This window comes from Pseudomonas sp. H11T01 (genome assembly GCF_048515765.1).
Taxonomy (GTDB): Bacteria; Pseudomonadota; Gammaproteobacteria; order Pseudomonadales; family Pseudomonadaceae; genus Aquipseudomonas.
Genome location: NZ_JBLYED010000005.1, coordinates 137559 through 161573 on the forward strand (window position 1 = coordinate 137559; position 24015 = coordinate 161573).

Below are 24015 nucleotides of genomic sequence, written 5' to 3' on the forward strand. Positions count from 1 at the left end.
TAGGGTCTTGAGTTGGTTTTATTGAGCGCCGTAGATGTCAAAATCGAAATATTTCTTGTTGATGCGCGCGTAAGTGCCGTTGGCAAGAATAGTCGCGAGGGCTTTGTTCAAGTCTTCGCGCAGCTCGACATCACTCTTGCGCACGCCGATACCGTCACCGACACCGAAGAAAGTCGGGTCACTCAACGTGCCGCCGGCAAACTCGTAATCCTTGCCCACCGGTTTACTCAGAAAGCCATAACTTGCCTGGATGGAGCCTTGCAGAGAGGCATCGAGCCGTCCCACTACCAGGTTGGCGTACACCTGATCCTGATTCTGATAAGAGAGAATTTCGACGCCCTTCGAGCCCCACACGGCTTTCGCAAAAGCCTCCTGGGTAGAGCCCTGTTCCACACCGATGCGCTTGCCTTTCAGCGATTCGAGTGTCGGCAACAGGTCCGATCCGCGTTTGACGACCAAGCGTGCCGGAGCGTTGGAAACCTTGTCGGTAAACGCAATCTGCTCCATGCGTTTTGGGGTAACGGTCATCGACGATGCGACGGCGTCGAACTTGCGCGCCAGCAGTGCTGGAATCATCCCGTCCCAGCTGCTTTCAACCCAGATGCATTGGGCGTGAAGCTCTGCGCAGAGTGCTTCGGCGATGTCGACTCCGAAGCCGGTCAAGGTGCCATCCTGATTTTTGTATTCCAAAGGTGGGTACGTCGGATCGACGCCCAGCCTCAGTACTTTGCCAGACCAATCGGCCGCCCCGGCCATGCTGGATGCAGTCAAGAACACCAGTGAAACAGCAGCGATCATTTTATTCATTGTTATCTTCCTCTTCAGGCTCGCTGAGCCAGGTTGCCGGCAGCATGTGTACTGACGCTGATTCTCAAAAAAGGTGCTTCAACTCAGAAAACGCTCAGCCAATTTGACCCAATAGCTCGCCCCCATCGGCAGGCAGGCATCATTGAAGTCGTAACCGGGGTTGTGCAGCAGACAACCGCTGTCCCCCTGGCCATTGCCGATTACCAGATAGCTCCCGGGGCATTTTTCCAGAATAAAGGCAAAGTCCTCACTGGCGGTGAATGGCCGTAAGTCGTTGATGAGTTGCCCTTCTCCCAACCAGTCGCGGGCGACCTCACGGGCGAACGCGGTTTCGTCGGGGTGATTGATCAACACCGGATGGCAATGCTGATAGTCAACGTGAGCCTGCGCGCCGTAGCTGGCCGCTTGTCCCTTTGCCAGCTCGGTAATTCTGAGTTCGAGTAACTGGCGAATTTCCGGGGTCAGTGCTCGCACGCTCAAACTCATTTCAGCAGAAGACGGAATGACATTTGAGGCGGTCCCGGAACGAATGGAGCCCACCGTGATGATGGCCACTTCCTGGGGATTGACGTTACGCGACACAATGCTTTGCAGGGCCATTACGATCGACGAGCACACGACCACGGGATCGACCGCTTTGTGTGGCACTGCACCGTGGCCGCCGTTGCCGATGACTTTGATGGTCACGGTGTCGGCGGAAGCCATGAAGGGTCCGCTGTAGAATCCAAAGTGCCCTGCTGGATAGCCCGGTATGTTGTGCATTGCAAAGATGGCATCACACGGAAATCGCTCGAGCAGGCCATCCTCAAGCATCTTTCTGGCGCCCCCCAGCCCTTCCTCAGCAGGCTGAAAAACCAGATTGAGCGTGCCGTTGAAAGCACGGGTTTGCGCAAGGTATTTGCCGGCCGCCAGCAAGGTTGCTGTATGACCATCATGGCCGCAGGCATGCATGACGCCATCGATACGACTGGCATAGGGCAACCCCGTGGTTTCCTGTATCGGCAGCGCATCCATATCGGCGCGTAATCCAAGGGAACGCCCTTCGCCATTTTTCAGGGTGGCGACCACACCGGTCTTGCCGACACCTTTAGTGACCTGAAAGCCCCACTGCGTCAAACACCCTGCAACAAGCTCGCTGGTGGTGAATTCCTCAAACCCCAACTCGGGATGAGCGTGGATCCTGTGGCGCAGTGCGATCATTTCATCCTGAATCTCTGCGATCCCAGGCAAGACGTGGCCGGCATTCATGCGTGTACTCCTCGATAAGATCAATCCGCTGAGCCGGCGCCGAATGGCGAGTGCCCAAGGCGCTGCTGAGGTCGATCTTAGGCAACGGGCCTTAGGCTGGGGAGCCTCAGTTTGGTTATGATGACAACCAGTAGTTGTCACTAGGGTAAGCAGATGAAACTGCATCAATTACAAGCACTGATTGCCAGCGCCGAGACCGGGAGCATCCGGGCCGCCGCCCGTTCGCTCGATATTTCCCAGGCGGCCGTGACCAAAGCGCTGCGCGAGCTGGAGACCTCCCAACAGTTGCCGCTGTTTGTGAGAACCCCCAGCGGCCTGAACTTCACTGAATATGGAAAGGTGTTGCTGACCCACGCCAGACTCGTGCTCAAGCAACTCGAGCATGCGCAGACAGAGCTTGATTACATGCGCGGCAAAGCCGAAGGGCGACTCTGTGTCGGGGTAACGCCATGGATCGCGTTAACCTTTTTGCCCGAAGTGGTACTGGCATTTCGAGAGCGCATGCCGGAGGTCAAACTGGAGCTGTTCGAGAGCCTGATGGCGGTTGCCCAGCCGCTGCTGCGTGATGGCAGCATGGATTTTGCGATTGGCCAGCTTCACCCTTCGCAAGCGACCCAGGAATTTGCCTGCGAAACATTGCTCGACTACCAAACGTCCGTTCTGCTCCGCCAAGGGCACGCACGACAAGGAGCTCAGTCGATTCACGATTTGCTCGACCAGAACTGGACATTGAACTACGCGCCGGACGGACATGATGCGCTCATGCAGGATCTGTTCTGGAAGCATGGCGCGCAGCTCGATGAGAAACGCATCGTGCGAGCACACTCACTGGCGATACTGCAGATGTTGGTCGAGCGGGCCGACATGTGCACCTGGGGGCCATCCATTTTGAGCATCGCCCCGCCTTTTCTGGGTCGAGTGGTGTCCTTGTCAATGATCGAGCAGTTCGAACCCAGACAACTGAGCATCGTTTCGCGTCGCAATAGTGCGCTCAGCAATCCGGCGGTCTGTTTCACCGAGTGCCTGTTGCAGGTGATTCGGCGCCATGCCCGCTCGGCCAAAAAAGAACATCGACAACTCTTTGAAACCTTGCGTCTGCTGGTTTGAGCCGAATCGACTCTCTCGAGAGAATCGAGCTGTCGCAAACCAACAAAAAAATCTTGTATACAATCCTATGGACAAGACTTTGCTTTATTGAATACAGTGCGGCCAACAATAAAAACAGAGAACCCTTCACCATGAAAACGCCTCTTGTTTCACAACAACGGCCTGAGGATGAAAATCTCGGGATCGGCGCGAATATGGCTTATGGCCTCCAGCACGTACTGACCATGTACGGCGGTATCGTCGCGGTACCACTGATCATCGGCCAGGCGGCCGGGCTTTCTCCGGCGGACATCGGTATGTTGATCGCCGCGTCACTGTTTGCGGGGGGGATGGCGACTTTGCTGCAAACCCTCGGCTTGCCGTTTTTCGGTTGTCAGTTGCCGCTGGTGCAGGGCGTGTCCTTCTCGGGTGTCGCGACCATGGTGGCCATTGTCAGCAGCGACGGCAGTGGGGGTTTTCAGTCGATATTGGGTGCAGTCATCGCCGCGTCATTGATCGGCTTATTGATCACGCCGGTGTTCTCCAGGATCACCAAGTTCTTTCCGCCGTTGGTGACGGGCATCGTGATCACCACCATCGGCCTGACCCTGATGCCGGTCGCAGCCCGTTGGGCGATGGGCGGCAACAGCCATGCAGCAGACTTCGGCAGCATGGCAAACATCGGCCTGGCTGCGGTCACCCTGGTACTGGTGTTATTGCTGAGCAAAATTGGCAGTGCGACGATCTCGCGATTGTCGATTCTGCTGGCCATGGTCATTGGCACTGTCATCGCGGTTTTCCTGGGCATGGCTGACTTTTCCAGCGTCAGCCAAGGGCCGATGTTCGGCTTCCCGGCCCCCTTCCATTTCGGCGTGCCGACCTTTCACATAGCCGCGATCATTTCGATGTGCATCGTGATCATGGTGACGCTGGTCGAAACTTCCGCAGACATTCTGGCGGTCGGTGAAATCATCAACACCAAGGTCGACTCCAAGCGTCTGGGCAATGGCCTGCGCGCCGACATGCTGTCGAGCATGATCGCACCGATCTTCGGCTCCTTTACCCAGAGTGCATTCGCGCAGAACGTTGGCCTGGTCGCGGTCACGGGGGTCAAGAGCCGTTACGTGGTAGCCACCGGCGGGTTGTTTCTGGTGATTCTCGGCCTGCTGCCCGTGATGGGCCGGGTGATCGCTGCGGTACCGACTTCCGTGCTCGGCGGCGCCGGTATCGTGCTGTTCGGCACCGTGGCTGCGAGCGGTATCCGCACGCTGTCCAAGGTCGACTATCGCAACAATATGAACCTGATCATTGTCGCCACCTCCATCGGTTTCGGCATGATTCCCATCGCGGCACCGAACTTCTACGACCACTTCCCCACCTGGTTCGCCACGATCTTCCATTCCGGCATCAGTTCGTCGGCAATCATGGCGATTGTGCTGAACCTGACGTTCAACCACCTCACCGCCGGCAACTCGGATCAACAGTCGGTATTCGTCGCCGGCACCGAGCGCAGTCTGCACTTCCAGGACATCGCAGCACTGCGTGAGGGCGACTACTTCAGCGGCGGCAAGCTGTATGACGCCGAAGGCAACGAGATTGCTCTGGTGGGCGAGACGTTTGACGATCACGCGCCCCATCCAAAGGCAACCAACAAGACCGATAGCACGCGTGTCAGCAGCATCTAAATCAGCCTGACCCCTCGCCTCCCCCTGCGCGCCGCCTTCAGTGCGGCGCGCAGCTGAACAACTGACTCAAGCGTCCAGCAAGATCAGCCCCCCCTTCTGCACCACCATCAGCATTAGTGCTTTCGCGCCGCTCCATACGAGGCCGGGGTAAAGTAGCTGCCGCTTTCCAGGTCGTGCTACCTTCAATCCAAGAGGGTCTCATCGCGACGTTTGCTTTCCCGCTCGGTCGCCGGAGAAAATATTCACAATGTACGACCGCCTTCGGCGTTCACCATCCTTATGCAACGGGCCTTCCCCGGCTCGGCGGCATCGCTTTCATGGAAACCAGAATGGCCCAAAGACAAGTAATTAATGCTTCGGTAAGCCCAAAAGGCAGCCTGGAAACACTGTCCCAACGCGAAGTCCAGCAACTAAGCGAAGCCGGGTCAGGCAGCATCTATAAGCTGTTCCGCCAATGCGCCCTGGCGATCCTCAACACGGGCGCCCACATTGACAACGCCAAGACTATTCTTGATGCCTACCAGGACTTCGAGGTTCGCATCCACCAGCAGGACCGTGGCGTGCGCCTGGAACTGCTCAACGCGCCGGCGGATGCCTTCGTCGACGGCGAGATGATCGCCAGTACCCGCGAGATGCTGTTCAGCGCCCTGCGCGACATCGTCTATACCGAGAACGAGCTGGACAGCCAGCGCATCGACCTGAGCAGTTCCCAGGGCATCACCGACTACGTCTTCCACTTGCTGCGCAACGCCCGGACCCTGCGCCCCGGGGTAGAGCCGAAGATGGTGGTGTGCTGGGGCGGCCATTCGATCAACACCGAAGAATACAAGTACACCAAGAAGGTCGGTCACGAACTCGGCCTGCGCCGCCTGGATGTCTGCACCGGTTGCGGGCCTGGCGTGATGAAAGGGCCAATGAAGGGCGCCACCATCGCCCACGCCAAGCAGCGGATGAACGGTGGCCGTTACCTGGGCCTGACCGAACCTGGAATCATTGCGGCCGAGGCGCCTAACCCGATCGTCAACGAGCTGGTGATCCTTCCGGACATCGAGAAGCGCCTGGAGGCCTTCGTCCGCGTGGGTCACGGCATCATCATTTTCCCCGGTGGCGCCGGCACCGCCGAAGAGTTCCTCTACCTGCTCGGCATCCTGATGCACCCGGACAACCGAGACCTGCCGTTCCCCGTCATCCTGACTGGCCCCAAGAGCGCGGCGCCCTACCTGCAGCAATTGCACGCTTTCGTCGGCGATACGCTGGGGGAAGCCGCACAGGACCACTACCAGATCATCATCGACGATCCCGCTGAAGTGGCCAGGCAAATGACCGAGGGACTAAAAACAGTCAAGCAGTTCCGCCGAGAGCGCAACGACGCTTTCCATTTCAACTGGCTGCTGAAGATCGAGGAAGGCTTTCAGCGCCCGTTCGACCCCACCCACGCCAACATGGCCAACCTCCAGCTGAGCCGCAACCTGCCGGCTCACGAGCTGGCGGCCAATCTGCGGCGCGCCTTTTCCGGTATCGTAGCCGGCAATGTGAAAGACAAAGGCATCCGCCTGATCGAGCAGCATGGCCCCTACAAAATTCGTGGCGACGCGGCCATCATGCGACCTCTGGACCACTTGCTGCAGGCGTTCGTCGCTCAGCACCGCATGAAGCTGCCAGGCGGCGCGGCCTATGTGCCCTGCTATCAGGTCGTGACGTAAAAAACAGCTCGCAAGGCTTGGGGCCATCACGGTCCCAAGTCTTGTGCTGCATGGCTTAAAGACCAACGCGCCCCTTACCTGACGGGTCGCGCTGGATCGCGCGCGATCATGTGCATTGCGCAAGTCTGCTCGCGCTCATAAGCCGGTGATTTCAACCATCATTTCGCTTAATCATCTACATCATGAAACAGAATTTTTTATTTTTCCCCAAGCTGTCCAAGATGGCGCCACCTCTACTCTCTCGGACGAGAACGTCATGAATATCAATTTTGCGATGGCTTGCATGATCGTGGTTTCCTTTGCCATTGCGCTGAGCCACATCTGATCAGCGACTATGATGATGGGGGCAACGCAATTGGAACTGCAGCCTGTGTTAGCGCTACGCCTGGGAGCCAAAAAATGCCGCTGACTCTTTACTACCATCCGCTGGCGTCGTTCTGCCACAAAGTACTCATCGCGCTCTACGAAAACGGTACCGCATTCGAAAAGCGGATCATCGATCTGGCGGACGATGCAGACAGAGCAGAGCTTCAAGCCCTATGGCCCATCGGTAAATTCCCGGTGATCCGTGACCATGGGCGCAAGCGCGACCTGCCAGAGTCCACAATCATCATCGAGTACCTGGACCGCTTCTATGCCGGTCAGCACCCTTTAATTCCAGACGATTGGGAGGCCGCGCTGGAGGTGCGTCTGTGGGACCGCTTTTTCGACAACTATGTCCAAGAGCCGCTACAACAGATTGTTGGTGATCGCCTGTTCGGCACTAAAGGTGATTTGAGCAAACAACGATCCACGCTGAAGACGGCGTACGTCATGCTCGACCGCCAGATGGCGTCCAGAATCTGGGTGGCAGGTCAAGACTTCAGCATGGCCGATTGCGCTGCTGCCCCGGCGCTTTTCTATGCCAGCACCCTGGAGCCATTTGCGGATGAGTTCAGCCATTTGCGCGCCTATTTCGACAGGTTGACCCACAGACCTTCATTCCAGCGGGTAATCGACGAAGCCAGGCCCTACTTTCCACTCTATCCGTTTGCGGATGCCATCCCGACGCGTTTTCTTTAGGAGGGGCCGCGGCGTTTACTTCGCCGCGTTGGCCTTCTTCACCGCCTCAAGCCAGACGGGATTCAACTGATACTGCTCGGTATCGATTGCCAGTGCCTCCATACACGCCTTGTGTTGGTCGATCTCATGCACCATCTGACTGAGGGCGCTGGAATTGCCATCCAGCTGGTGCATCTGCGTCAGCCCCAGATGATAAAAACGCAGCAGCTTCATGGCCGCAGGATCACGGGCTTGCACACCGGCGGTGACCTGATGCATGACGTTGGTAACGCTCATCAGACTGCGCTTGAGTCGCCAGCCGTAAACTGCCGGCGCCATCCACGGCTGCGACCAGAATTTAAACCGCACCAGCGCCACGCACAGCACCAACGCGGCAACAACGCCTCCCACATTCAAGCGAAAATTATCCCCACCGGGTTCACCTAATAGCATCACGGCAACGCTGGACAGCACCATCGCCAGCACCACGAAAATCAGCGCAATGATCAGCGTGCTGCGGCGTGTTTGCCGTCTATAGGTTTCAGGACTCAACTGCTTGATCTCGAACATCACTCCTGCAGGACTCCTTTGTTGGGTTGATAACAATGCGGGGCATTATCGCCTGTAGAGAGGGGCACAGATACGCTTAATGAATCGGACCAGGATTTGTAGAGGCTGCTTTGGATCGCAAGCGAGTATTCGAGTGGACGAAAGCCTGATGAAACACCCGGATTCAATGTGTTAGATTCGCCGCTCAATTGGCATGACAAGGAATGTTCGCCCATGAAATTCGGCTACATGATCATCTACGTCCCGGACGTTGCTGCCTCGCTCCAGTTCTTTTCGTCCGCCTTCGGGCTTAGCGTTCGGTTCCTTCATGAATCCGCAACCTATGGCGAACTCGAAACGGGAGATACAGCGCTGGCATTCGCCGCCGATGAACTGGCCGCGATGAACTTCAACACAGGCCATGTCCCGGCCCACTCCTCCCCCAAACCGCTTGGAATCGAAGTCGGCCTGGTGACCGAGGACGTTCCTGCGGCTCATGCCAGAGCGCTGAAAGCGGGCGCCACTGAAATCTCTCCTCCAGGCACCAAGCCCTGGGGGCAAACCGTATCCTACGTTCGATGCCCTGACGGGACGCTGGTAGAACTCTGCACGCCGGTACAGCAATAAGCCGAGGTGGGAAATCGGTGAGTCGGCATCGTCTCTATAGGGATGCTGGAGTGTCAGCCCTCGGCGTTTTGCTCTGATATGCCGTCGACAGGGAACTCCTGGCTGCCGCCACGCATCCAAAAATATGTAGAACATCCTTTAGGCTTCACGCTTTCGGAGAACGCCGTCATGCGCCGCATACTTTTAATCTCTTCGCTAATGCTTTGTCTGCCCTTTGGTTCAGCGATGGCCAAAGTAGATGCGAAAGATGTCGCCACCTCGGCAGGGGTTTCTGCATCGCTGTACTCTACTTTCAAGGACCACAAACTCGCGATTCCCGCCCGCGATGACGCCTCCAGCTTCGTTGCGAGTGGAGGCACCATTCGCGGCGTCTATCTGGAGTCAGTGTTGAAGCAGATTCGACTCGAACATCCAGACCTCACTGCAAGCGACGAAGATCTGGCCAAAGCCATACTCATTCAACAGGAGGTACCTGCAGGTCGTTAGAGGTGTAACCAGGTTATCGGATCATTTCGCGATTACGGGCATAGTCAGATCGAATGACCGCGCAGCCCATTCGATCCTTGCCCGGGAGATTGCGCAACAGAGGGTCCTGTCCAGACAGGGTATTAAGTCTGCCCGCTCTTTTGTGGCATGACCCCGACACTCCTGCTTACCTGGCTACGCATTCAGTACCAGGCCACGAGTCGAGCAGCCGCCAAAAACCTTCCCACTCTGGGTGCTCAGTCTTCATCTATGCTCTGATAATTTATCGGAGAGCCATGATGGCACAGCTCGAGATTCATGAAAGGTTCGCCCTGTTTACGGGCACCTCTTGGATCATGGCGTGCGTGAATAGCAGTCGTTTGCAGCAGAACGCCATCGAAGCGCAGATAAGATATCTGGAAGCCCTTGGGGAAGCCTCGCTCGATCAGCTGCAAATTCTCGAGAGGGAAATGAAATTCAGATACGAGAAATCGCAAGCCTATTGGAACCGCATGTGGAGCGATCTTGCAGCGTGCGAACAACGTTGAAACGATGGCACCGCTGATCGCCTTCACAAAGCACCACCCGCTGGAAACCAAAGTCCCACCCGATAACAGGCTCCGTATGCCTGTCGCATCCGCAAGTGAGTTCAGTGGGCGGATTGGGGTCGTACGTTACCGACCCCCTACTGAGCGCTTCTCACGCCCACTTTTTCCCGAGCGCCTCCAGACCCGCCTTTTGCAGATCCTGCGGGCTCATCACAATGCGGAACTTGCAGTTGGCGTTGAAGTTGAGAAAAAAGGGCTCCGCAAAAGCGGGGATATCAGATGAGTCTTGTACGTTGACCAGGAAGATCCCACAGCGCTTTCCATCTTGCTCGGTAAAGTACGCGGCCTCCGGCTTGATGCTTTCCAGGATGCGCTCAATGATCTCGCCCGTCTTCCCGGCTTTGACGAGGGAGTTGAAGGGTTCATTAGGGCACTCGACCGTCAGTAACATCTTCATCATTCAATCCTCTTTTCAACATGCTGCCCTGTAGCCAGACATTTGCCTCTGGCGCTCATGCCGCCTGACCTGCATTCAACCGTCCCGGCGGTCCGTGTCATTAAGCATAGCGAAGCGTGAGCTAACGCCCGTATAGGGTTACGGGCGGTCATGAAGCATGGCGACTGGGGGCCTATTCACTTCGATGACTGACTCAGTTGGAAGAGATCGGACTGGATAACGAGTTCCCCCGCAAGGACATCGAGATCGGAAATCAATCCTGTCAGAAAGTTTATCCACCGGGGAACAGGCTGAAAGGTGACCCGCTCTAGGATGAGCACAAGCCTTGAGCTTATGCCAGCCACCTTTCGAACTGGCATTACCCGAACAGTGGAGATTCACCGATGAAAACCCTTAAAGCTCTTTTGATCGTCAGCCTGATGAGTGCCTCTGTCGCTGCACTGGCCGAAGGCGGCGGCGACCGGGTCGTGGCGCAGATGGACGCCGCGCGCGACGTCTCGATGGCGCACTACCAGCAAGCCGAACATAAAGAGCCCGTAGCGACTGCACAGGCAGCGGCCAGCCACGAAGTCGAGCGCTCGAACTGACAGTGATCCTGGACATTCGACATTAACAACCCGTTTTATCGACCATCAAAGCAGTCAATAATCGAGGCTCAACAACGTATGAGGCGCCCACTTGCGAGCCAGGCAAACTACAGTATTGTGCTGGTTAATTATAAATCACTTGAGCTGACCAAAACGTGCCTGGAACTTCTGCGCGAGGGTTTGCAGGAGACCGGCGTTCCTGTTTTTGTAGTGGACAACTATTCAGACGATGCGAGCAGCGAATACCTGCGCACACTGAATTGGATCAACCTGATTGAACGTAAAAGCACCACCCCTGAAGCAGGGAGCGTTGCTCACGGCCGAGCCTTGGATATGGCGCTGGATCATGTTGAAACCGAGTATCTGTTTCTGTTGCACACCGATACTTTTATTTACGATCCGACTGTTTTTACCCTGATGATCAGCCAGTGCACTGGCCCACGCGAAGTGGCGGCTGTCGGATGCCTGGAACAGTTGAATCGAGGCATGGCCCGATCGGGCTGGCGTCTGGTTTCACGGTTTTTCAAGCACTACACCCGGCGTGGCTTGCGAGCCCTGGGGTTGAACGCACGGTCGCCGAAACCGTTCAGAGAAGTTCACCTGAAGAGCTTTTGTACCCTGTGGAATGCGCGGCTGATTAAAAAACACGGGCTGCACTTTCAAATGGATGACCGTAATCCCGGTTATGAACTGCAAGATCGAATGGCGGCGCTGAACTATAAGATCAGCTTTCTTTCGCCACAAACGATGTTCCGTTACCTGGACCATATTCAAAGCGGGACGGTTTCGGCGATGGGTGGTTATGCGGGTAATCACCGAAGGATCAAAATATACAATCAACTGACCAGAGATTTGCCAAACCGCCGTCAATCGAGAGGGTTGACGTCCTTGCGGCCAAGCTACACGGCTAAGCCAGCTTGACAAGGCGCTCCAACCAACGCCCCTGCCACCGCTTTGCGGCGTCAGGGGCGCGTATCAGCGCTCGGTATGAAGGGCCATCAACCGCAGCTCCAGATACTGCAACAGCATAATGGTCTTGCCATCGACGATCTCGCCATTGCCGACCATCGCAATGGCCTCTTCGAAGCCGAGCTCCAACACCTCAATGTCTTCACCCTCTTCGAGCAGGCCCCCGCCGTTACCGATGCGGTCGCTTGGCTGGTATTCCCCGATAAAAAAATGGACGCGCTCAGTAACGGAACCCGGACTCATGAACGCGTCATAAATCTTCTTGACCGACTCGACGCGGTAGCCGGTTTCCTCCTCGGCTTCTTTACGAATGCGTTGCTCGGGACTGGCATTGTCCAGCAGACCGGCTGCGGATTCGATGAGAAAACCGCTATGACCGTTGACGAACGCAGGCATGCGGAATTGGCGTGTGAGCAACACCGTGCGACGCGCAAGATTGTAGAGAAGGATGGTGGCGCCATTGCCGCGGTCGTAGACCTCACGCGTCTGCGCCTGCCAGGTGCCATCGCGGCGACGCAGGTCGAAGCTGAATTTTTTCAGCACATACCAATTATCGGACAAGGTCTCTTGTGCGGTGATGCGTACGGGGCCAGCTTCCATTGCAGATCCTTTTCTCAGGCTTGTGTTATTGAACACTTTGCCAGTGCTGCAGCCGAGACGATAGTCCCGGCCCAGCATGAACATGACCTTTGCCTGAGTTCAAGAACCTGAATCGGTAGACTGAAGTCCCGAGCCCACGGCAGACAATTTGCTGACAGCGGATGAGGCGCCTATCGGCTCTTTGAGCAACAGGAAGTAGGCCAAGGCAGAAAACACTGCGACCACTGCGCTGATCATGAAGGCCGTGGAGAAAGATCCTGAATACTGGATGCTGAATCCGGTGACGATCGGCGCGATGGATCCGGCGATGTAACCGCCGAAGTTCTGGATCGAACCGAAGGATGCCACACGCCGGGTGTCGACGATGGTGTTGACGATCATCCAGGCCGTGGCACTGGCCATGTTGATGCTCAATAGCGCCAGGCACAGCAGAATGATGCTCCCCGTCAGACCGGTGACAAACGACAGTGGCACGGTGAACGCCGCCGCCATTAACAAACCGGTGACCACGGTAAACTTGCGACTGCCCAAAATACCCAGCCCTCGCTTGACCAGTGCGTCGCAAACTCGCCCAGCGAGGATCGTACCGAAGGCGCCGAACAGATACGCCAGGGAAACCAGCCAGGCGGTCTTGTACAGATCAAGGCCGTGCTCGCGCTCGAAGTACCCAGGCAACCAGGTCAGGTGCAACCAGAGCATATAGATCACGCCCATGAACCCAAGGACAGCGCCCCAGGTGCTGCGGTGCTTGAACAGGTCTAGCCAATCGGCAAAAAAAGAACCCTTGGGCGCAGAAACCTCGACGGTGGGTACCGGTGTTTTTTTCAGGGCAGGCGGCAACTGGCCGCTCTCCTGCAACTGTGCCAGGTATTGCGCCTTGCTCTTGTAGAAGGCAAACCAGCAGAGCGCCAACACCAGCCCGATGACGCCAGTGATGATGAACATGCCGCGCCAGCCAAAATTGACCATGAACAGCGTCAAAAGTGGTGGTGCCAGGCACGGCCCGACGCACGTGGATGACCAGACGATGCCGGTGGGCGTGCCTCGTTCCTCTGCATCGAACCACTCTGAAAGGGCCTTGGCCGCCGAAGGAAACATCGGTGCCTCGCCTACACCCAGCATGATCCTCAGCCCGATAAAAGCACCGAAGCTATTGACCAGCCCCGACATCGATTGCGCGACGGACCAGGCCAGCAACGAAGCGCCCAAGGCGATCTTGCTGCCCAGCCGATCGATAACCATCCCTAACGGCAACTGAGCAAAGGCATAAGCAATAGAAAAGGCCGACAACAAAATGCCCATTTGCGATGGGCTGATCAGCATATCTTTTTGAATCGAGGTGTTGGCAATCGACAACGCACTGCGATCCAGATAATTCACGATGCCAATCAGCAACAGGAAAATGACCGTCAGCGTTTGATACTTCTTCAGTGTTTTCATGGAGGACCTTTTTATTATTGTGATAAGTGGAAACCGAAGCCCGGTGTGATCCTTCACCACGTCGACATCATCCAAAGACTTTCGGTACAGGCCAGATCACCAGGATCACAGCCTGCGGTAGCTCCTATGGGGTTGTGCTCACTTGACCGGCGAGTGGCGCGAGGTGCAAGTGTTCAGCCGTGCGATTGAGATCGACGACGACCGCCTCCGACAATTCCAGTCCATCGCGCAAGCGCTCTTCGCGCAACTTCAGACCGGCTTGCCCCGGCAATCTGACCAGGCGTTGCGGGTCGACGGCACGGCTGTTGAGAATCAACTCACTGAGGAACGATGTCTCGGCGGTGAAAAGGCAGTTTTTTCCCCGCCTGTTGGCATTGGCCAATTAACCCGAGGGTGATGGTCGACATGCTGACATCCAGCAAAATCGGCTCGGCGCCAGTAGGGATCCCGGCATATCGTCCCCTCGGTTTCTCTTCTTTATGCGTACGTTCAGCTCAACGCCCGAGTGCTGCTCTGGCCATCCACCAGCCGGGAAATTCCCAGCGGATTGGCGTTTTTCAGAGCGTCGGGCAAGTGCGCGTCGGGCACATTCTGGTAGCACACGGGCCGCAAAAAGCGGTCGATGGCCAAGGTGCCCACCGAGGTTCCCCGGGAGTCTGAGGTGGCGGGATACGGGCCGCCATGGACCATCGCATCACACACCTCGACGCCTGTTGGGTAGCCGTTGAGCAACACCCGCCCGACCCGCTGCTCCAGCAACCCGAACAGCTGCGAAAAAGCCGTCAGGTCAGCGTCTTCAGCCAGCAGCGTGGCGGTGAGTTGGCCTCCAAGAGCGCGAACCGCACTCAGCAACTCGTCCTTGTCGGCCGCCAGAACCACGACCGTGCAAGGGCCAAAGACTTCTTCCTGGAGCAGTTCATCGTGCTTGAGCAGCAAGTTGATGTCGGCCTCGAACACGTGCGGCTGTGCCTGATTGCCCTGTTGTGTCTGACCGCTCAGGTGCCTGACACCCGGATGGGCGAACAGCGCATTCAAGCCATGGCCATAGCTTTGCAGCGTGCCGGCATTGAGCATGGTCTGGGGTGGTTGCTCGGCCATGTACCCGCGCAACTGCTCGACAAAGGCAGTCATCTGCGGCGAGCGAATGCCCAGGATCAGACCCGGATTGGTGCAAAACTGGCCGCAGCCTTGCACCACCGAAGCGCTCAGTTCTTTAGCGATCAGTGCGCTACGCTGCAGCACCGCCTCAGGCAACACAATCACCGGGTTGATGCTCGACATCTCGGCGAATACCGGAATCGGTTGTGGGCGGGCAGCGGCCATATCACACAGGGCACGCCCGCCTTTGAGCGAACCGGTGAAGCCCACCGCCTGAATCCCCGGATGCTTGACCAGCGCAGCACCGACGCCGCCACCGAAAATCATGTTGAACACTCCGGCCGGCATCGCGGTTTTTTCCGCGGCGCGAATCAACGCGTCGGCTACCCGTTCAGCGGTCGCCATATGGCCGCTGTGGGCCTTGAACACCACCGGACAGCCAGCGGCCAGCGCAGCAGCGGTATCCCCGCCCGCAGTGGAAAAGGCCAGCGGAAAATTGCTGGCACCGAACACCGCCACCGGGCCGACACCCAACCGGTATTGGCGCAGATCAGGACGTGGCAGCGGCGTGCGTTCAGGGAGTGCCTGATCGATTCGCGCACCATAGAAGTCGCCACGCCGCAGCACTTGGGCAAACAGGCGCATTTGGCCGCTGGTACGCCCTCTTTCACCCTGAATCCGTGCCGCTGGCAGCGCCGTTTCGCGACAGGTCAGCGCGACGAAGTCATCGCCCAGTGCGTCGAGTTCGTCGGCAATCGCCTCCAGAAATTCAGCACGACGCTGGGCTGCAAGGTTGCGATAAAGCGGATAGGCGCCTTCGGCGGCGAGCACAGCAGCGTTCACCTCTGCCAGCGTTGCCTGATAAAAAGCGCCGGGCAGTTGTTCGCCTGTCGTGGCATCAACACTGTGCAGCAGGATTTCGCCTTCGGCACTGCGCTGTCCGCCGATGTAGTTATGTCCGGATACGTGCATAGGGGTTTCTCGCCTTGATAAGTTGGAGGGATCAGGTCACTGCGCCGATCTGCCAGGGCACGAATTCGTTCTGCCCATAACCGTGCTGTTCGCTCTTGCTGCGCTCGCCTGAAGCGATACTCAGCATGAGTTCAAAGATGTAGGCGCCCCGCTCCTCGATGCTGGTGCTGCCGTCGGCGATACCGCCGCAGTTCACGTCCATGTCCTCTTCCTGGTGCTCGAACACCCGGTTGTTGGTTGCCAGTTTGATCGACGGCGACGGCGCACAGCCGTAGGCCGAACCGCGTCCGGTGGTGAATGCAATCAGGTTGGCACCACCCGCCACCTGGCCGGTCGCCGACACCGGGTCGTAGCCTGGGGTGTCCATGAACACAAGGCCTTTGGCACGCACCACTTCGGCGTACTCGTAGACATCCACCAGGTTGCTGGAGCCGGCCTTGGCCACTGCGCCCAGGGATTTCTCCAGGATGGTGGTCAGACCGCCGGCCTTGTTGCCGGCAGAGGGATTGTTGTTGAGTTCGGCATTCATTCGTTGGCAGTACGCTTCCCACCAGTGAATGCGCGCGATCAGTTTTTCGCCCACCGCACGGCTGACTGCCCGACGCGTCAACAAGTGCTCGGCACCGTAGATTTCCGGTGTCTCCGAAAGAATCGCGGTACCGCCGGCGGCCACCAGTCGGTCCACAGCATTGCCCAGCGCCGGGTTGGCGGTGATGCCGGAATAACCATCGGAACCGCCGCACTGCAGGCCAACGATCAGATGCCGGGCGTTGACCGGCTCACGCTGCACCTGATTGGCCTGGGCCAACAGGGATTTCACTTGTTCGATGCCATTGGCGATGGTTTTCGACGTACCGCCAATGCCCTGGATCGTGAACGCGCGCAGCTGCTCACTCTTGGTCAGGCCTTGAGTCGCCAACAAGTCCTCGATCTGATTGGTTTCGCAGCCCAGGCCGATGATCAGCACAGCGGCAAAATTGGGGTGTATCGCGTAGCCACCCAAGGTCCGGCGCAACAGGCCCAGCGCCTCACCGCTCGGGTCCACCGCGCAGCCCGCGCTGTGAGTCAGCGCCACCACACCGTCGACGTTCGGGTAGGCCGCCAGCGCATCAGGATGGATATCGCGACGAAAGTGATCGGCGACTGCCCTGGCCACTGTCGCCGAGCAGTTCACCGAGGTGAGGATGCCCACATAGTTGCGGGTGGCCACTCGCCCATCGGCGCGCACGATGCCCTGGAAAAACGCTTCGGTTGCCGGCATGGCATGAGCATCCACACCAAAGGCGTAGTCACGGGAAAAGTCGCCCATTTCGACGTTCTGCACGTGAACGTGCTCGCCGACTTCGATGGTGCGGGAAGCAAAACCGATGATCTGCCCGTAACGGCGCAGGGGTTGGCCCTTCTCCACTCGAACAGTGGCCAGCTTGTGCCCGGAGGGAATCATCTGGCGGACGGTGATCTGCTCCTGCTCCAGACGCAAGCCTTCGGGCAGCACCTGGCGGGCGATCAAGACATTGTCCAAGGGGTTGAGGCGGATAACGGCAGAACTGCTGTCGTACGCCGGGGTTTTGGCAATCAGTTCCATGGAACCTCTCAGGATGGCGATACCCGGTGTTAACGCCCAGCCAGCAGCCTGCGCAATGGCTAGCGTGCTGACAGACAACCAGTATCGACGGGTAAGTTCTTGTTATTACGGGTTCGATTTGCACCGAACGAATCTGTAGCAACTCTAAGGAGCTACCCGCGATTTTCCCAATGAAAGGTTCCGATTGATCGATAACCCTGGGTTATCGGGACCCGTCAGACGATCTTGCCGCCGCGACGCTGGCGGGCAAACTCCAACAGAACGATCTGCGCGGGAACGATCAGGGTTCACCCCTTCCCATACTCATTGAGGTAACCCAGCAATTTGCTGACGGCGGCCGACAGGGGTCGCGACTGGCGCGTCAGCAGTCCGATGTTGACCATGGAGATGGGCAGCTCGACCGGCAGGATGGCCACCATGCCGTAGCGCAGGTAATGCTCTGCCACGTCATTGGGCACCACGGCAATCATGTCCGAGGCCTCGATCATCGAAGTGGTGGCCAGAATCGAGGCGGTTTCGACGATGTCCAGGGTCTGCACCATGCCTCCCGCCTTCAAGGCACTTTCCACTCGCCGACGCATCGGGCTGCCGATGGGATGGAGAATCCAGGTCATCGGCACCAGATCGGCCAGGCTCAGTTTTCCGGCGGTGGCCAACACATGCCCGGGGCGTGCAATGACCCGCATCTGCTCGCCCTTTTCGAACAGTTGAATATTCAGCCCCTGGCTGTCGATCTGGTCTGGCAGGCGCCCCAACACCACATCGAAATCGCCGCGAATCAACGCCGGCAGTAGCGTGTCACTGGTCCCGACTTCAATGCAGATCCGCACCTTCGGGTTATCCGCCTTGAACGCCAGCACGCCACGGGTCAGCAAGGTCGGCACCGGCCCCATCACCGTGCCGATGCGCACCAGCCCCGAGGCGCCGCGTGCCAGTTCGGCGAGCTGCGCTTCGGCATGCTCGAACTCATGAATCGCGCCCTGGGCGTAGCGAATCATCACTTCGCCATACAACGTCGGTTCCATGCCCCGCGGCAGGCGCTCGAACAGCTTGGCGTCCAGGCGCTCTTCAAGCTGTTGCAACAACAGGCTCGCCGCCGGCTGGGTGGTGTGCATCGCAGTGGCCGCGCGGCGCAGGTTACGGAACTCGCCCAGTGCGTTGAGCAGGGCAATCTGGCGACTGGAAATTTTCAGCGGGCTGAAGGTTTTCGCTGAAACCTGGCCGGCAAGCATCGGGACTTTCGGCACGTCTGACATATCAATTTTGGTATCCATCTATACGAATCGACGATTATGCCTATATCGCTGACCACCCTACAGTCGAGCTCCCAAGTGGTCACCTATAAAAAGAGTTTTCCATGAGCATTCGAATCACCCACCTGAGCGTTCGCGACATTCGTTTCCCTACTTCCCGGTCACTGGACGGCTCTGACGCCATGAACAGCGCGCCGGACTATTCGGCGTCGTATGTGGTGCTGCACACCGATTCCACACAGGGTCTGGAAGGTCATGGCCTGACCTTCACCATCGGCCGCGGCAATGAGATCTGCGTGGCCGCCGTGCAATCGCTGGCACCGCTGATCGTCGGCTTGACCCTGGAAGAGATCACCGCCGACATGGGCGGCTTCTGGCACAACATCACCGTAGGGGACAGCCAACTGCGCTGGCTGGGCCCGGAAAAGGGTGTGATTCATCTGGCCACCGCCGCCATCGTCAACGCGGTGTGGGACCTGTGGGCCAAGACCGAAGCCAAGCCAGTGTGGAAGCTGCTGGCGGACATGACCCCGGAGCAACTCGTCGCCTGCCTGGATTTCAGCTACGTGACCGACGCCATCACCCCCGAGGAAGCCATCGCCCTGCTTCGTCGTCAGGCCCCCGGCAAAGCCCAGCGTGAAGCCCAGATGCTGCACGAAGGTTATCCCGGCTACACCACCGCCCCAGGCTGGCTGGGTTATTCGGAAGAGAAAATGCGCCGACTGGCTCGCGAAGCCGTGGCCGATGGCTGGACCCACTTCAAACAGAAAATCGGCGCCAACCTGGAAGACGACATGCGCCGCGCCGCGATCCTGCGCGAAGAAATCGGTTGGGAGCGGACCTTGATGATGGACGCCAACCAGGTCTGGAGCGTCGATCAATCCATTGAGAACATGCGCCGTCTCGCCGCCTTCGACCCTTGGTGGATCGAAGAGCCGACCAGCCCGGACGACATTCTCGGGCATGCAACCATTCGCCAGCGCATCGCGCCCATCGGCGTCGCCACGGGTGAGCACTGCCATAACCGGGTGATGTTCAAGCAAATGTTCCAGGCCCGGGCGCTGGACTTCTGCCAGTTGGACGCGGCGCGTCTGGGCGGTCTCAACGAAGTGCTGATCGTGTTGCTGATGGCCGCCAAATTCGACGTGCCGGTTTGCCCCCATGGCGGCGGCGTCGGCTTGTGCGAATACGTGCAGAACATCTCGTTGTTCGATTACATCGCGGTATCCGGCTCGCTGCAAAACCGTGTGCTGGAATACGTCGACCACCTGCACGAACACTTCCTTGAACCGGTGGTGATTCGCAACGGCCGCTACATGCCACCGCAACGTCCCGGCTACAGCATTGAAATGACCGCCGAGACCCTGGAACGCTACCAATACCCCCATGGCCCGGTGTGGATTGACCTTGCCCAATCCTGACCGATAAGCAGCACCCGCCGTTCGCGCAACGGCACAATGGCGCCCTTTGCACCGGGCGCCATGACACGCGCACCTGCCACCTTTAGGACTATAAAAATGACAATCCTAAGCACGACCACGGTTGCCCAGGCCCCTGCTGCCTGTGATGAACATCGCTTGACCACTCTACTGCTGCGCAAACTGATGCCCCTGCTCGTCGTGGTCTATGTGATGAGCTTTCTCGACCGCACCAACATTGCCCTGGCCAAAGCCAGCATGGGCATAGACCTTGGCCTTTCCGCTGCTGCCTATGGGCTGGGCGCCGGGCTGTTCTTCCTGACGTATGCGCTGTTCGAGGTGCCCAGCAACCTGATCATGCAGAAGGTCGGGGCGCGGTTCTGGATCACTCGCATCATGATCACCTGGGGTCTGCTCTCAACGGGCATGGCTTTCGTCCAGGGTGAAACCTCGTTCTATGTCATGCGCCTGTTGCTGGGCGTCGCCGAAGCGGGCCTGTTTCCCGGCGTCATGCTCTACCTGACCTACTGGTTCAACCGTGAACAACGCGCCCGCGCTACCGGCTATTTTTTGCTCGGTGTCTGCCTGGCCAATATTCTCAGTGGGCCTTTGGGCGGTGCGCTGTTGCAACTCGATGGCTGGCTCGGCTGGCATGGCTGGCAATGGTTGTTCGTACTTGAAGGCCTGCCGGCAGTGGCGCTGGCGTATGTGGTGTGGAAAAAATTGCCCGACGGCCCTTCCTCTGCGTCCTGGCTGTCTGCGGCCGACGCTCGGGAAATCGAAGAACGTTTGAACGCCGAGAAAGACGCCGCCCCACAACAAACCCGCCTCAGCCAGATGCTGCGCGACAAACAGATCTGGCTGGCGATCATTGTCTACTTCGTGCATCAGATCACCATCTACACGGTGATCTTCTTTCTGCCCGGCATCATCGGAAAATACGCCGCGTTGTCGCCCTTTCAGATCGGCCTGCTGACCTCCGTGCCGTGGATTGCCGCCGCCATCGGCGCAGCGACCCTTCCACGTCTGGCCACCTCGCCACAGCGTTGCCGGCGCATTCTGTTCTTCGGTTTGCTGACCATGTCCGCCGGATTGCTGCTGGCCTCGTTCGCCGATTCATACGTCGGCCTGATCGGCTTTTCACTGACGGCGCTGATGCTGTTCGTCGTGCAGTCAATCATCTTCGTCTTCCCCTCCAGCCGCTTGAGCGGAACCGCACTGGCGGGCGGCCTGGCATTCGTCACCACCTGCGGTTTGCTCGGTGGCTTCGTCGGCCCGTCAGTGATGGGGCTGATCGAGCAGGCCACCGGCAGCACTCGCAATGGCTTGTTGGTGATTGCCGGGCTGCTGGTCGTTGCGGCGCTGGTCAGTACCCGCTTGCGTCAAGGTCAGGAGCAGGCAGCCGTCTGAAAGAAACGGGGGTCGATGACAGCCGGATGTGTATCAGAAGGTCAGCTCAGAACAACCCGAGCTGGCCGCCGATCAACGTGCTGAAGTCGTCGTTCACAAACGGCAGGATGGCGTCTGCGACCGGCTGCAGCTGGCGTGTGACGTAGTGGTCGTAGTCGATTGGCGCATGCCGTGTTTCCAGGGGTTCGGGACCGGCAGTGGTGATGACGTAGCTGATCCAGCCACCGTTCTGGTACTGACGCGGCCGGCCCTGACTGTCGTTGTATTCATCGGCGATGCGCGCCGCGCGCACATGCGGCGGCACGTTGCGTTGGTAGTCATCCAGTGTGCGGCGCAGGCGTTTTCGGTAGATCAACAGATCGTCGAGTTCACCTGCCAGCGTGCGGCGCACGTAGTCGCGCACATAGTCCTGGTGCGGCTGCCGATTGAAGATGCGCAGGTAGAGTTCCTGCTGGAACTGTTGGGCCAGCGGCGACCAATCGCTGCGTACCGTTTCCAGGCCCTTGTAGATCATCTCGCGGCTACCGTCGGCGCGCGTCACCAACCCGGCGTAGCGCTTCTTGCTACCCTCCTCCGCGCCGCGAATGGTCGGCATCAAAAAGCGGCTGAAATGGGTTTCGAACTGTAGTTCGAGTACGCTTTGCAGACCGAACTCACTGAGCAGGTGATCACGCCACCACTGGTTGACGTGCTGCACCAGCGCCCGTCCGATGCGTGCAGCATCTTCCTCTGTATGAGGACTTCCAAGCCAGACGAAGGTGGAGTCGGTGTCACCGTAAATCACCGCATACCCTTCGGCCTCTATCAGCTCGCGGGTCTTGCGCATGATCTCGTGGCCACGCAGCGTGATGGAGGACGCCAAACGCGTATCGAAGAAGCGGCAGCCGCTGGAACCCAGCACACCGTAGAACGCGTTCATGATGATCTTCAGTGCCTGGGACAGCGGCCCGTTGTGCTCGCGCTTGGCCACTTCACGACCCTCTGAAACTCGCGCCACGATGGCCGGCAGGCAATGCCGGGTTCGCGAGAAGCGCGCGCCGCGAAAGCCTGGCACCGACTCGCTGTCACCGGGGTTGCGCAGGCCCTCCACCAGCCCCACCGGATCGATCAGGAACGTGCGAATGATCGATGGATAGAGGCTCTTGTAGTCGAGCACCAACACAGACTCGTACAGGCCGGGCCGCGAATCCATCACGAAGCCACCCGGGCTCGCCTCCGGCGGACGCTCCCCAAGATTAGGCGCGACAAAACCCTGGCGATGCATCTGCGGAATGTAGAGGTGCGAAAAAGCGGCGACCGAGCCGCCGCTACGGTCGGCGGGCTGTCCGGTGACGGTGGCGCGTTCCAGCAGGAACGTCAGCAGTTGGGTCTTGGCAAAGATCCGCGTGACCAGCTCGCAGTCCTTGAGGTTGTAGCGCGCCAGCGCGGGCTTGTCCTCGGCGAACATGCGATTGATTTCGTCCATGCGCTGGTACGGGTTGTCGATGGACTTGCCTTCGCCGAGCAACGTCTGTGCGACGTTCTCGAGACTGAACGATGGAAAGCTCCAGGTCGCCGACCGCAGCGCTTCAATGCCGTCGATAATCAGCCGTCCAGCGGCGGCCGCAAAGAAGTGATTCTTGCGCGTGCCGTGCTCGCGCCACTGCATCTCGTCGCCACCGCGCCCGAGCCGCAAGGGGACGGCCAGGCGTCGAGCATGCTCGTGCAACACGCGCAGGTCGAACTGCACGAGATTCCAGCCAATGATGGCGTCGGGGTCATGCAGGGCAAGCCACTCGTTCAGTTTTTTGAGCAGCAGCACTCGGGAATCACAGTACTCGAGGTCGAAATCGAGACCGTCGCTGTCGCCATTCGCAGGCCCGAGCATATAGACCTGACGCTCGCCGCAGCCTTCGAGTGCGATGGAGTACAGCTCGCCTTGGGCGGTGGTTTCGATGTCGAGTGAAACGAGTTTTAGTGGAGGACGGTAATCCGGCGCGGGCTTCATCTGCGCCTCGAGCAGCATGCCGCTGCTGTCCGGCTTGCCACCGAACAACACCGGCGCGGTAATGAAGCGTTCCATCAGGTAGCGTTCCGGCGGGCGGATATCGGCCTCGTAGACATCGACACCGGCGTTGCGCAGCAGCTTGTCGAGGTGCATCAACTGACGGTGCTGCTGGCAATACAGACCGAGCACGGGACGATTATGAAAATCGCAGAGCCCCAACGGGCGAAGTTCGACATCGCGTTCACCGCGCAGCAGCGACTCGGTCTGCTCGCGTTGCTGAGCGGGAATGAAGGCCACCGAAGGCTGATAAGGCAGACGGATATGCCGGGGACCCTTGTCGGTCGCCAGCCAAAACTCGACTTCCGTACCCGCGGGCGTATCGCGCCAATGCCGGGTCAGGACAAAACCCTGCTGTAGATCCACCGCTGCAACCTCAAGAACCTGTCTTTCACCGCATGATTCTACGCGCCATCGCCGTGG

At 58.5% G+C, this 24015-nt stretch carries 23 protein-coding genes; 12 read left to right on the plus strand and 11 right to left on the minus strand.

What is annotated here, in order from left to right:
• Positions 1–18: 18 nt before the first annotated feature.
• Entirely contained in the window at positions 19–807 is a 789-nt protein-coding gene (locus ACN1C3_RS08550) for an ABC transporter substrate-binding protein (protein WP_419115375.1), read from the minus strand.
• A 78-nt stretch (positions 808–885) separates the two neighbouring features.
• Positions 886–2055, minus strand: a complete 1170-nt coding sequence (locus ACN1C3_RS08555; RefSeq protein WP_419115376.1) for a M20 aminoacylase family protein — start codon at positions 2053–2055, stop codon at positions 886–888.
• A gap of 153 nt (positions 2056–2208) precedes the next feature.
• Here ACN1C3_RS08555 and ACN1C3_RS08560 point away from each other — a divergent pair, with 153 nt between their 5' ends.
• From ACN1C3_RS08560 to ACN1C3_RS08580, 5 genes are all read left to right on the plus strand, one after another.
• Positions 2209–3162 (plus strand): LysR substrate-binding domain-containing protein, encoded by a 954-nt coding sequence (locus ACN1C3_RS08560; RefSeq protein ID WP_419115377.1) that lies wholly within the window; start codon positions 2209–2211, stop codon positions 3160–3162.
• Positions 3163–3293: 131 nt separating this feature from the next.
• On the plus strand, positions 3294–4826 hold the full coding sequence (locus ACN1C3_RS08565) for a nucleobase:cation symporter-2 family protein (RefSeq protein ID WP_419115378.1): 1533 nt from the start codon (positions 3294–3296) through the stop codon (positions 4824–4826).
• Positions 4827–5155: 329 nt separating this feature from the next.
• Positions 5156–6529: a nucleotide 5'-monophosphate nucleosidase PpnN gene (gene ppnN, locus ACN1C3_RS08570; RefSeq protein WP_419115379.1), complete on the plus strand. Its 1374-nt coding sequence runs from the start codon at positions 5156–5158 to the stop codon at positions 6527–6529.
• 115 nt (positions 6530–6644) lie between these two features.
• Positions 6645–6854 carry a hypothetical protein gene (locus tag ACN1C3_RS08575; RefSeq protein ID WP_419115380.1) on the plus strand — a complete coding sequence of 70 codons (210 nt, stop codon included), beginning with the start codon at positions 6645–6647 and terminating at the stop codon, positions 6852–6854.
• 74 nt (positions 6855–6928) lie between these two features.
• Positions 6929–7591 (plus strand): glutathione S-transferase family protein, encoded by a 663-nt coding sequence (locus ACN1C3_RS08580; RefSeq protein WP_419115381.1) that lies wholly within the window; start codon positions 6929–6931, stop codon positions 7589–7591.
• Positions 7592–7606: 15 nt separating this feature from the next.
• On the opposite strand, the gene ACN1C3_RS08585 is transcribed toward ACN1C3_RS08580, so the two are convergent.
• Positions 7607–8140 carry a DUF3087 domain-containing protein gene (locus ACN1C3_RS08585; RefSeq protein ID WP_419115382.1) on the minus strand — a complete coding sequence of 178 codons (534 nt, stop codon included), beginning with the start codon at positions 8138–8140 and terminating at the stop codon, positions 7607–7609.
• Positions 8141–8353: 213 nt separating this feature from the next.
• On the opposite strand from ACN1C3_RS08585, the gene ACN1C3_RS08590 reads away from it, so the two are divergent.
• From ACN1C3_RS08590 to ACN1C3_RS08600, 3 genes are all read left to right on the plus strand, one after another.
• Positions 8354–8746 carry a VOC family protein gene (locus ACN1C3_RS08590; RefSeq protein ID WP_419115383.1) on the plus strand — a complete coding sequence of 131 codons (393 nt, stop codon included), beginning with the start codon at positions 8354–8356 and terminating at the stop codon, positions 8744–8746.
• A gap of 168 nt (positions 8747–8914) precedes the next feature.
• Positions 8915–9232 (plus strand): DUF2388 domain-containing protein, encoded by a 318-nt coding sequence (locus tag ACN1C3_RS08595; protein ID WP_419115384.1) that lies wholly within the window; start codon positions 8915–8917, stop codon positions 9230–9232.
• A gap of 275 nt (positions 9233–9507) precedes the next feature.
• Entirely contained in the window at positions 9508–9759 is a 252-nt protein-coding gene (locus ACN1C3_RS08600) for a hypothetical protein (RefSeq protein ID WP_419115385.1), read from the plus strand.
• 151 nt (positions 9760–9910) lie between these two features.
• On the opposite strand, the gene ACN1C3_RS08605 is transcribed toward ACN1C3_RS08600, so the two are convergent.
• On the minus strand, positions 9911–10216 hold the full coding sequence (locus ACN1C3_RS08605) for a panthothenate synthetase (protein WP_419115556.1): 306 nt from the start codon (positions 10214–10216) through the stop codon (positions 9911–9913).
• Positions 10217–10599: 383 nt separating this feature from the next.
• On the opposite strand from ACN1C3_RS08605, the gene ACN1C3_RS08610 reads away from it, so the two are divergent.
• Positions 10600–10803 carry a co-regulatory protein PtrA N-terminal domain-containing protein gene (locus ACN1C3_RS08610; protein ID WP_419115386.1) on the plus strand — a complete coding sequence of 68 codons (204 nt, stop codon included), beginning with the start codon at positions 10600–10602 and terminating at the stop codon, positions 10801–10803.
• Between the two features lie 78 nt (positions 10804–10881).
• On the plus strand, positions 10882–11724 hold the full coding sequence (locus ACN1C3_RS08615) for a glycosyltransferase family 2 protein (protein ID WP_419115387.1): 843 nt from the start codon (positions 10882–10884) through the stop codon (positions 11722–11724).
• A gap of 54 nt (positions 11725–11778) precedes the next feature.
• Here ACN1C3_RS08615 and ACN1C3_RS08620 read toward each other — a convergent pair whose 3' ends face one another.
• The 6 genes from ACN1C3_RS08620 to ACN1C3_RS08645 all read right to left on the minus strand — a co-directional run bounded on the left by ACN1C3_RS08620 (position 11779) and on the right by ACN1C3_RS08645 (position 18741).
• A complete protein-coding gene (locus tag ACN1C3_RS08620; RefSeq protein WP_419115557.1) occupies positions 11779–12372 on the minus strand; it encodes an NUDIX domain-containing protein in 594 nt (197 codons plus the stop codon).
• Between the two features lie 99 nt (positions 12373–12471).
• Entirely contained in the window at positions 12472–13812 is a 1341-nt protein-coding gene (locus ACN1C3_RS08625) for an MFS transporter (RefSeq protein WP_419115388.1), read from the minus strand.
• A 124-nt stretch (positions 13813–13936) separates the two neighbouring features.
• On the minus strand, positions 13937–14194 hold the full coding sequence (locus ACN1C3_RS08630) for a hypothetical protein (RefSeq protein WP_419115389.1): 258 nt from the start codon (positions 14192–14194) through the stop codon (positions 13937–13939).
• A gap of 107 nt (positions 14195–14301) precedes the next feature.
• Complete coding sequence (locus tag ACN1C3_RS08635; protein WP_419115390.1) at positions 14302–15882, minus strand: aldehyde dehydrogenase (NADP(+)); 1581 nt, start codon at positions 15880–15882, stop codon at positions 14302–14304.
• Positions 15883–15913: 31 nt separating this feature from the next.
• Entirely contained in the window at positions 15914–17467 is a 1554-nt protein-coding gene (locus tag ACN1C3_RS08640) for a UxaA family hydrolase (RefSeq protein ID WP_419115391.1), read from the minus strand.
• Between the two features lie 287 nt (positions 17468–17754).
• The gene (locus tag ACN1C3_RS08645) at positions 17755–18741 is read right to left on the minus strand and encodes a LysR family transcriptional regulator (RefSeq protein WP_419115392.1); all 987 of its coding nucleotides are present in this window, start codon (positions 18739–18741) and stop codon (positions 17755–17757) included.
• A gap of 83 nt (positions 18742–18824) precedes the next feature.
• On the opposite strand from ACN1C3_RS08645, the gene ACN1C3_RS08650 reads away from it, so the two are divergent.
• Positions 18825–20141, plus strand: a complete 1317-nt coding sequence (locus tag ACN1C3_RS08650) for an L-fuconate dehydratase (protein ID WP_419115393.1) — start codon at positions 18825–18827, stop codon at positions 20139–20141.
• A 96-nt stretch (positions 20142–20237) separates the two neighbouring features.
• Positions 20238–21548 carry an MFS transporter gene (locus ACN1C3_RS08655; protein WP_419115394.1) on the plus strand — a complete coding sequence of 437 codons (1311 nt, stop codon included), beginning with the start codon at positions 20238–20240 and terminating at the stop codon, positions 21546–21548.
• Between the two features lie 46 nt (positions 21549–21594).
• Here the strand turns inward: ACN1C3_RS08655 and ACN1C3_RS08660 are convergent, their stop codons facing one another.
• Positions 21595–23958, minus strand: a complete 2364-nt coding sequence (locus ACN1C3_RS08660; RefSeq protein ID WP_419115395.1) for a DNA polymerase II — start codon at positions 23956–23958, stop codon at positions 21595–21597.
• Positions 23959–24015: the final 57 nt, after the last annotated feature.

Excerpts from the sequence above, each read along its gene's own strand:
- ACN1C3_RS08655 (WP_419115394.1), top strand. The coding sequence starts at position 20,238 with ATGACAATCCTAAGCACGACCACGGTTGCCCAGGCCCCTGCTGCCTGT.
- ACN1C3_RS08580 (WP_419115381.1), top strand. The coding sequence starts at position 6,929 with ATGCCGCTGACTCTTTACTACCATCCGCTGGCGTCGTTCTGCCACAAA.
- ACN1C3_RS08605 (WP_419115556.1), bottom strand. The coding sequence starts at position 10,216 with ATGAAGATGTTACTGACGGTCGAGTGCCCTAATGAACCCTTCAACTCC.
- ACN1C3_RS08640 (WP_419115391.1), bottom strand. The coding sequence starts at position 17,467 with ATGGAACTGATTGCCAAAACCCCGGCGTACGACAGCAGTTCTGCCGTT.
- ACN1C3_RS08565 (WP_419115378.1), top strand. The coding sequence starts at position 3,294 with ATGAAAACGCCTCTTGTTTCACAACAACGGCCTGAGGATGAAAATCTC.
- ACN1C3_RS08585 (WP_419115382.1), bottom strand. The coding sequence starts at position 8,140 with ATGTTCGAGATCAAGCAGTTGAGTCCTGAAACCTATAGACGGCAAACA.
- ACN1C3_RS08595 (WP_419115384.1), top strand. The coding sequence starts at position 8,915 with ATGCGCCGCATACTTTTAATCTCTTCGCTAATGCTTTGTCTGCCCTTT.
- ACN1C3_RS08625 (WP_419115388.1), bottom strand. The coding sequence starts at position 13,812 with ATGAAAACACTGAAGAAGTATCAAACGCTGACGGTCATTTTCCTGTTG.
- ACN1C3_RS08635 (WP_419115390.1), bottom strand. The coding sequence starts at position 15,882 with ATGCACGTATCCGGACATAACTACATCGGCGGACAGCGCAGTGCCGAA.
- ACN1C3_RS08550 (WP_419115375.1), bottom strand. The coding sequence starts at position 807 with ATGAATAAAATGATCGCTGCTGTTTCACTGGTGTTCTTGACTGCATCC.
- ACN1C3_RS08650 (WP_419115393.1), top strand. The coding sequence starts at position 18,825 with ATGAGCATTCGAATCACCCACCTGAGCGTTCGCGACATTCGTTTCCCT.
- ACN1C3_RS08645 (WP_419115392.1), bottom strand. The coding sequence starts at position 18,741 with ATGGATACCAAAATTGATATGTCAGACGTGCCGAAAGTCCCGATGCTT.
- ACN1C3_RS08615 (WP_419115387.1), top strand. The coding sequence starts at position 10,882 with ATGAGGCGCCCACTTGCGAGCCAGGCAAACTACAGTATTGTGCTGGTT.
- ACN1C3_RS08590 (WP_419115383.1), top strand. The coding sequence starts at position 8,354 with ATGAAATTCGGCTACATGATCATCTACGTCCCGGACGTTGCTGCCTCG.
- ACN1C3_RS08620 (WP_419115557.1), bottom strand. The coding sequence starts at position 12,372 with ATGGAAGCTGGCCCCGTACGCATCACCGCACAAGAGACCTTGTCCGAT.
- ACN1C3_RS08555 (WP_419115376.1), bottom strand. The coding sequence starts at position 2,055 with ATGAATGCCGGCCACGTCTTGCCTGGGATCGCAGAGATTCAGGATGAA.
- ACN1C3_RS08610 (WP_419115386.1), top strand. The coding sequence starts at position 10,600 with ATGAAAACCCTTAAAGCTCTTTTGATCGTCAGCCTGATGAGTGCCTCT.
- ACN1C3_RS08560 (WP_419115377.1), top strand. The coding sequence starts at position 2,209 with ATGAAACTGCATCAATTACAAGCACTGATTGCCAGCGCCGAGACCGGG.
- ACN1C3_RS08600 (WP_419115385.1), top strand. The coding sequence starts at position 9,508 with ATGATGGCACAGCTCGAGATTCATGAAAGGTTCGCCCTGTTTACGGGC.
- ppnN (WP_419115379.1), top strand. The coding sequence starts at position 5,156 with ATGGCCCAAAGACAAGTAATTAATGCTTCGGTAAGCCCAAAAGGCAGC.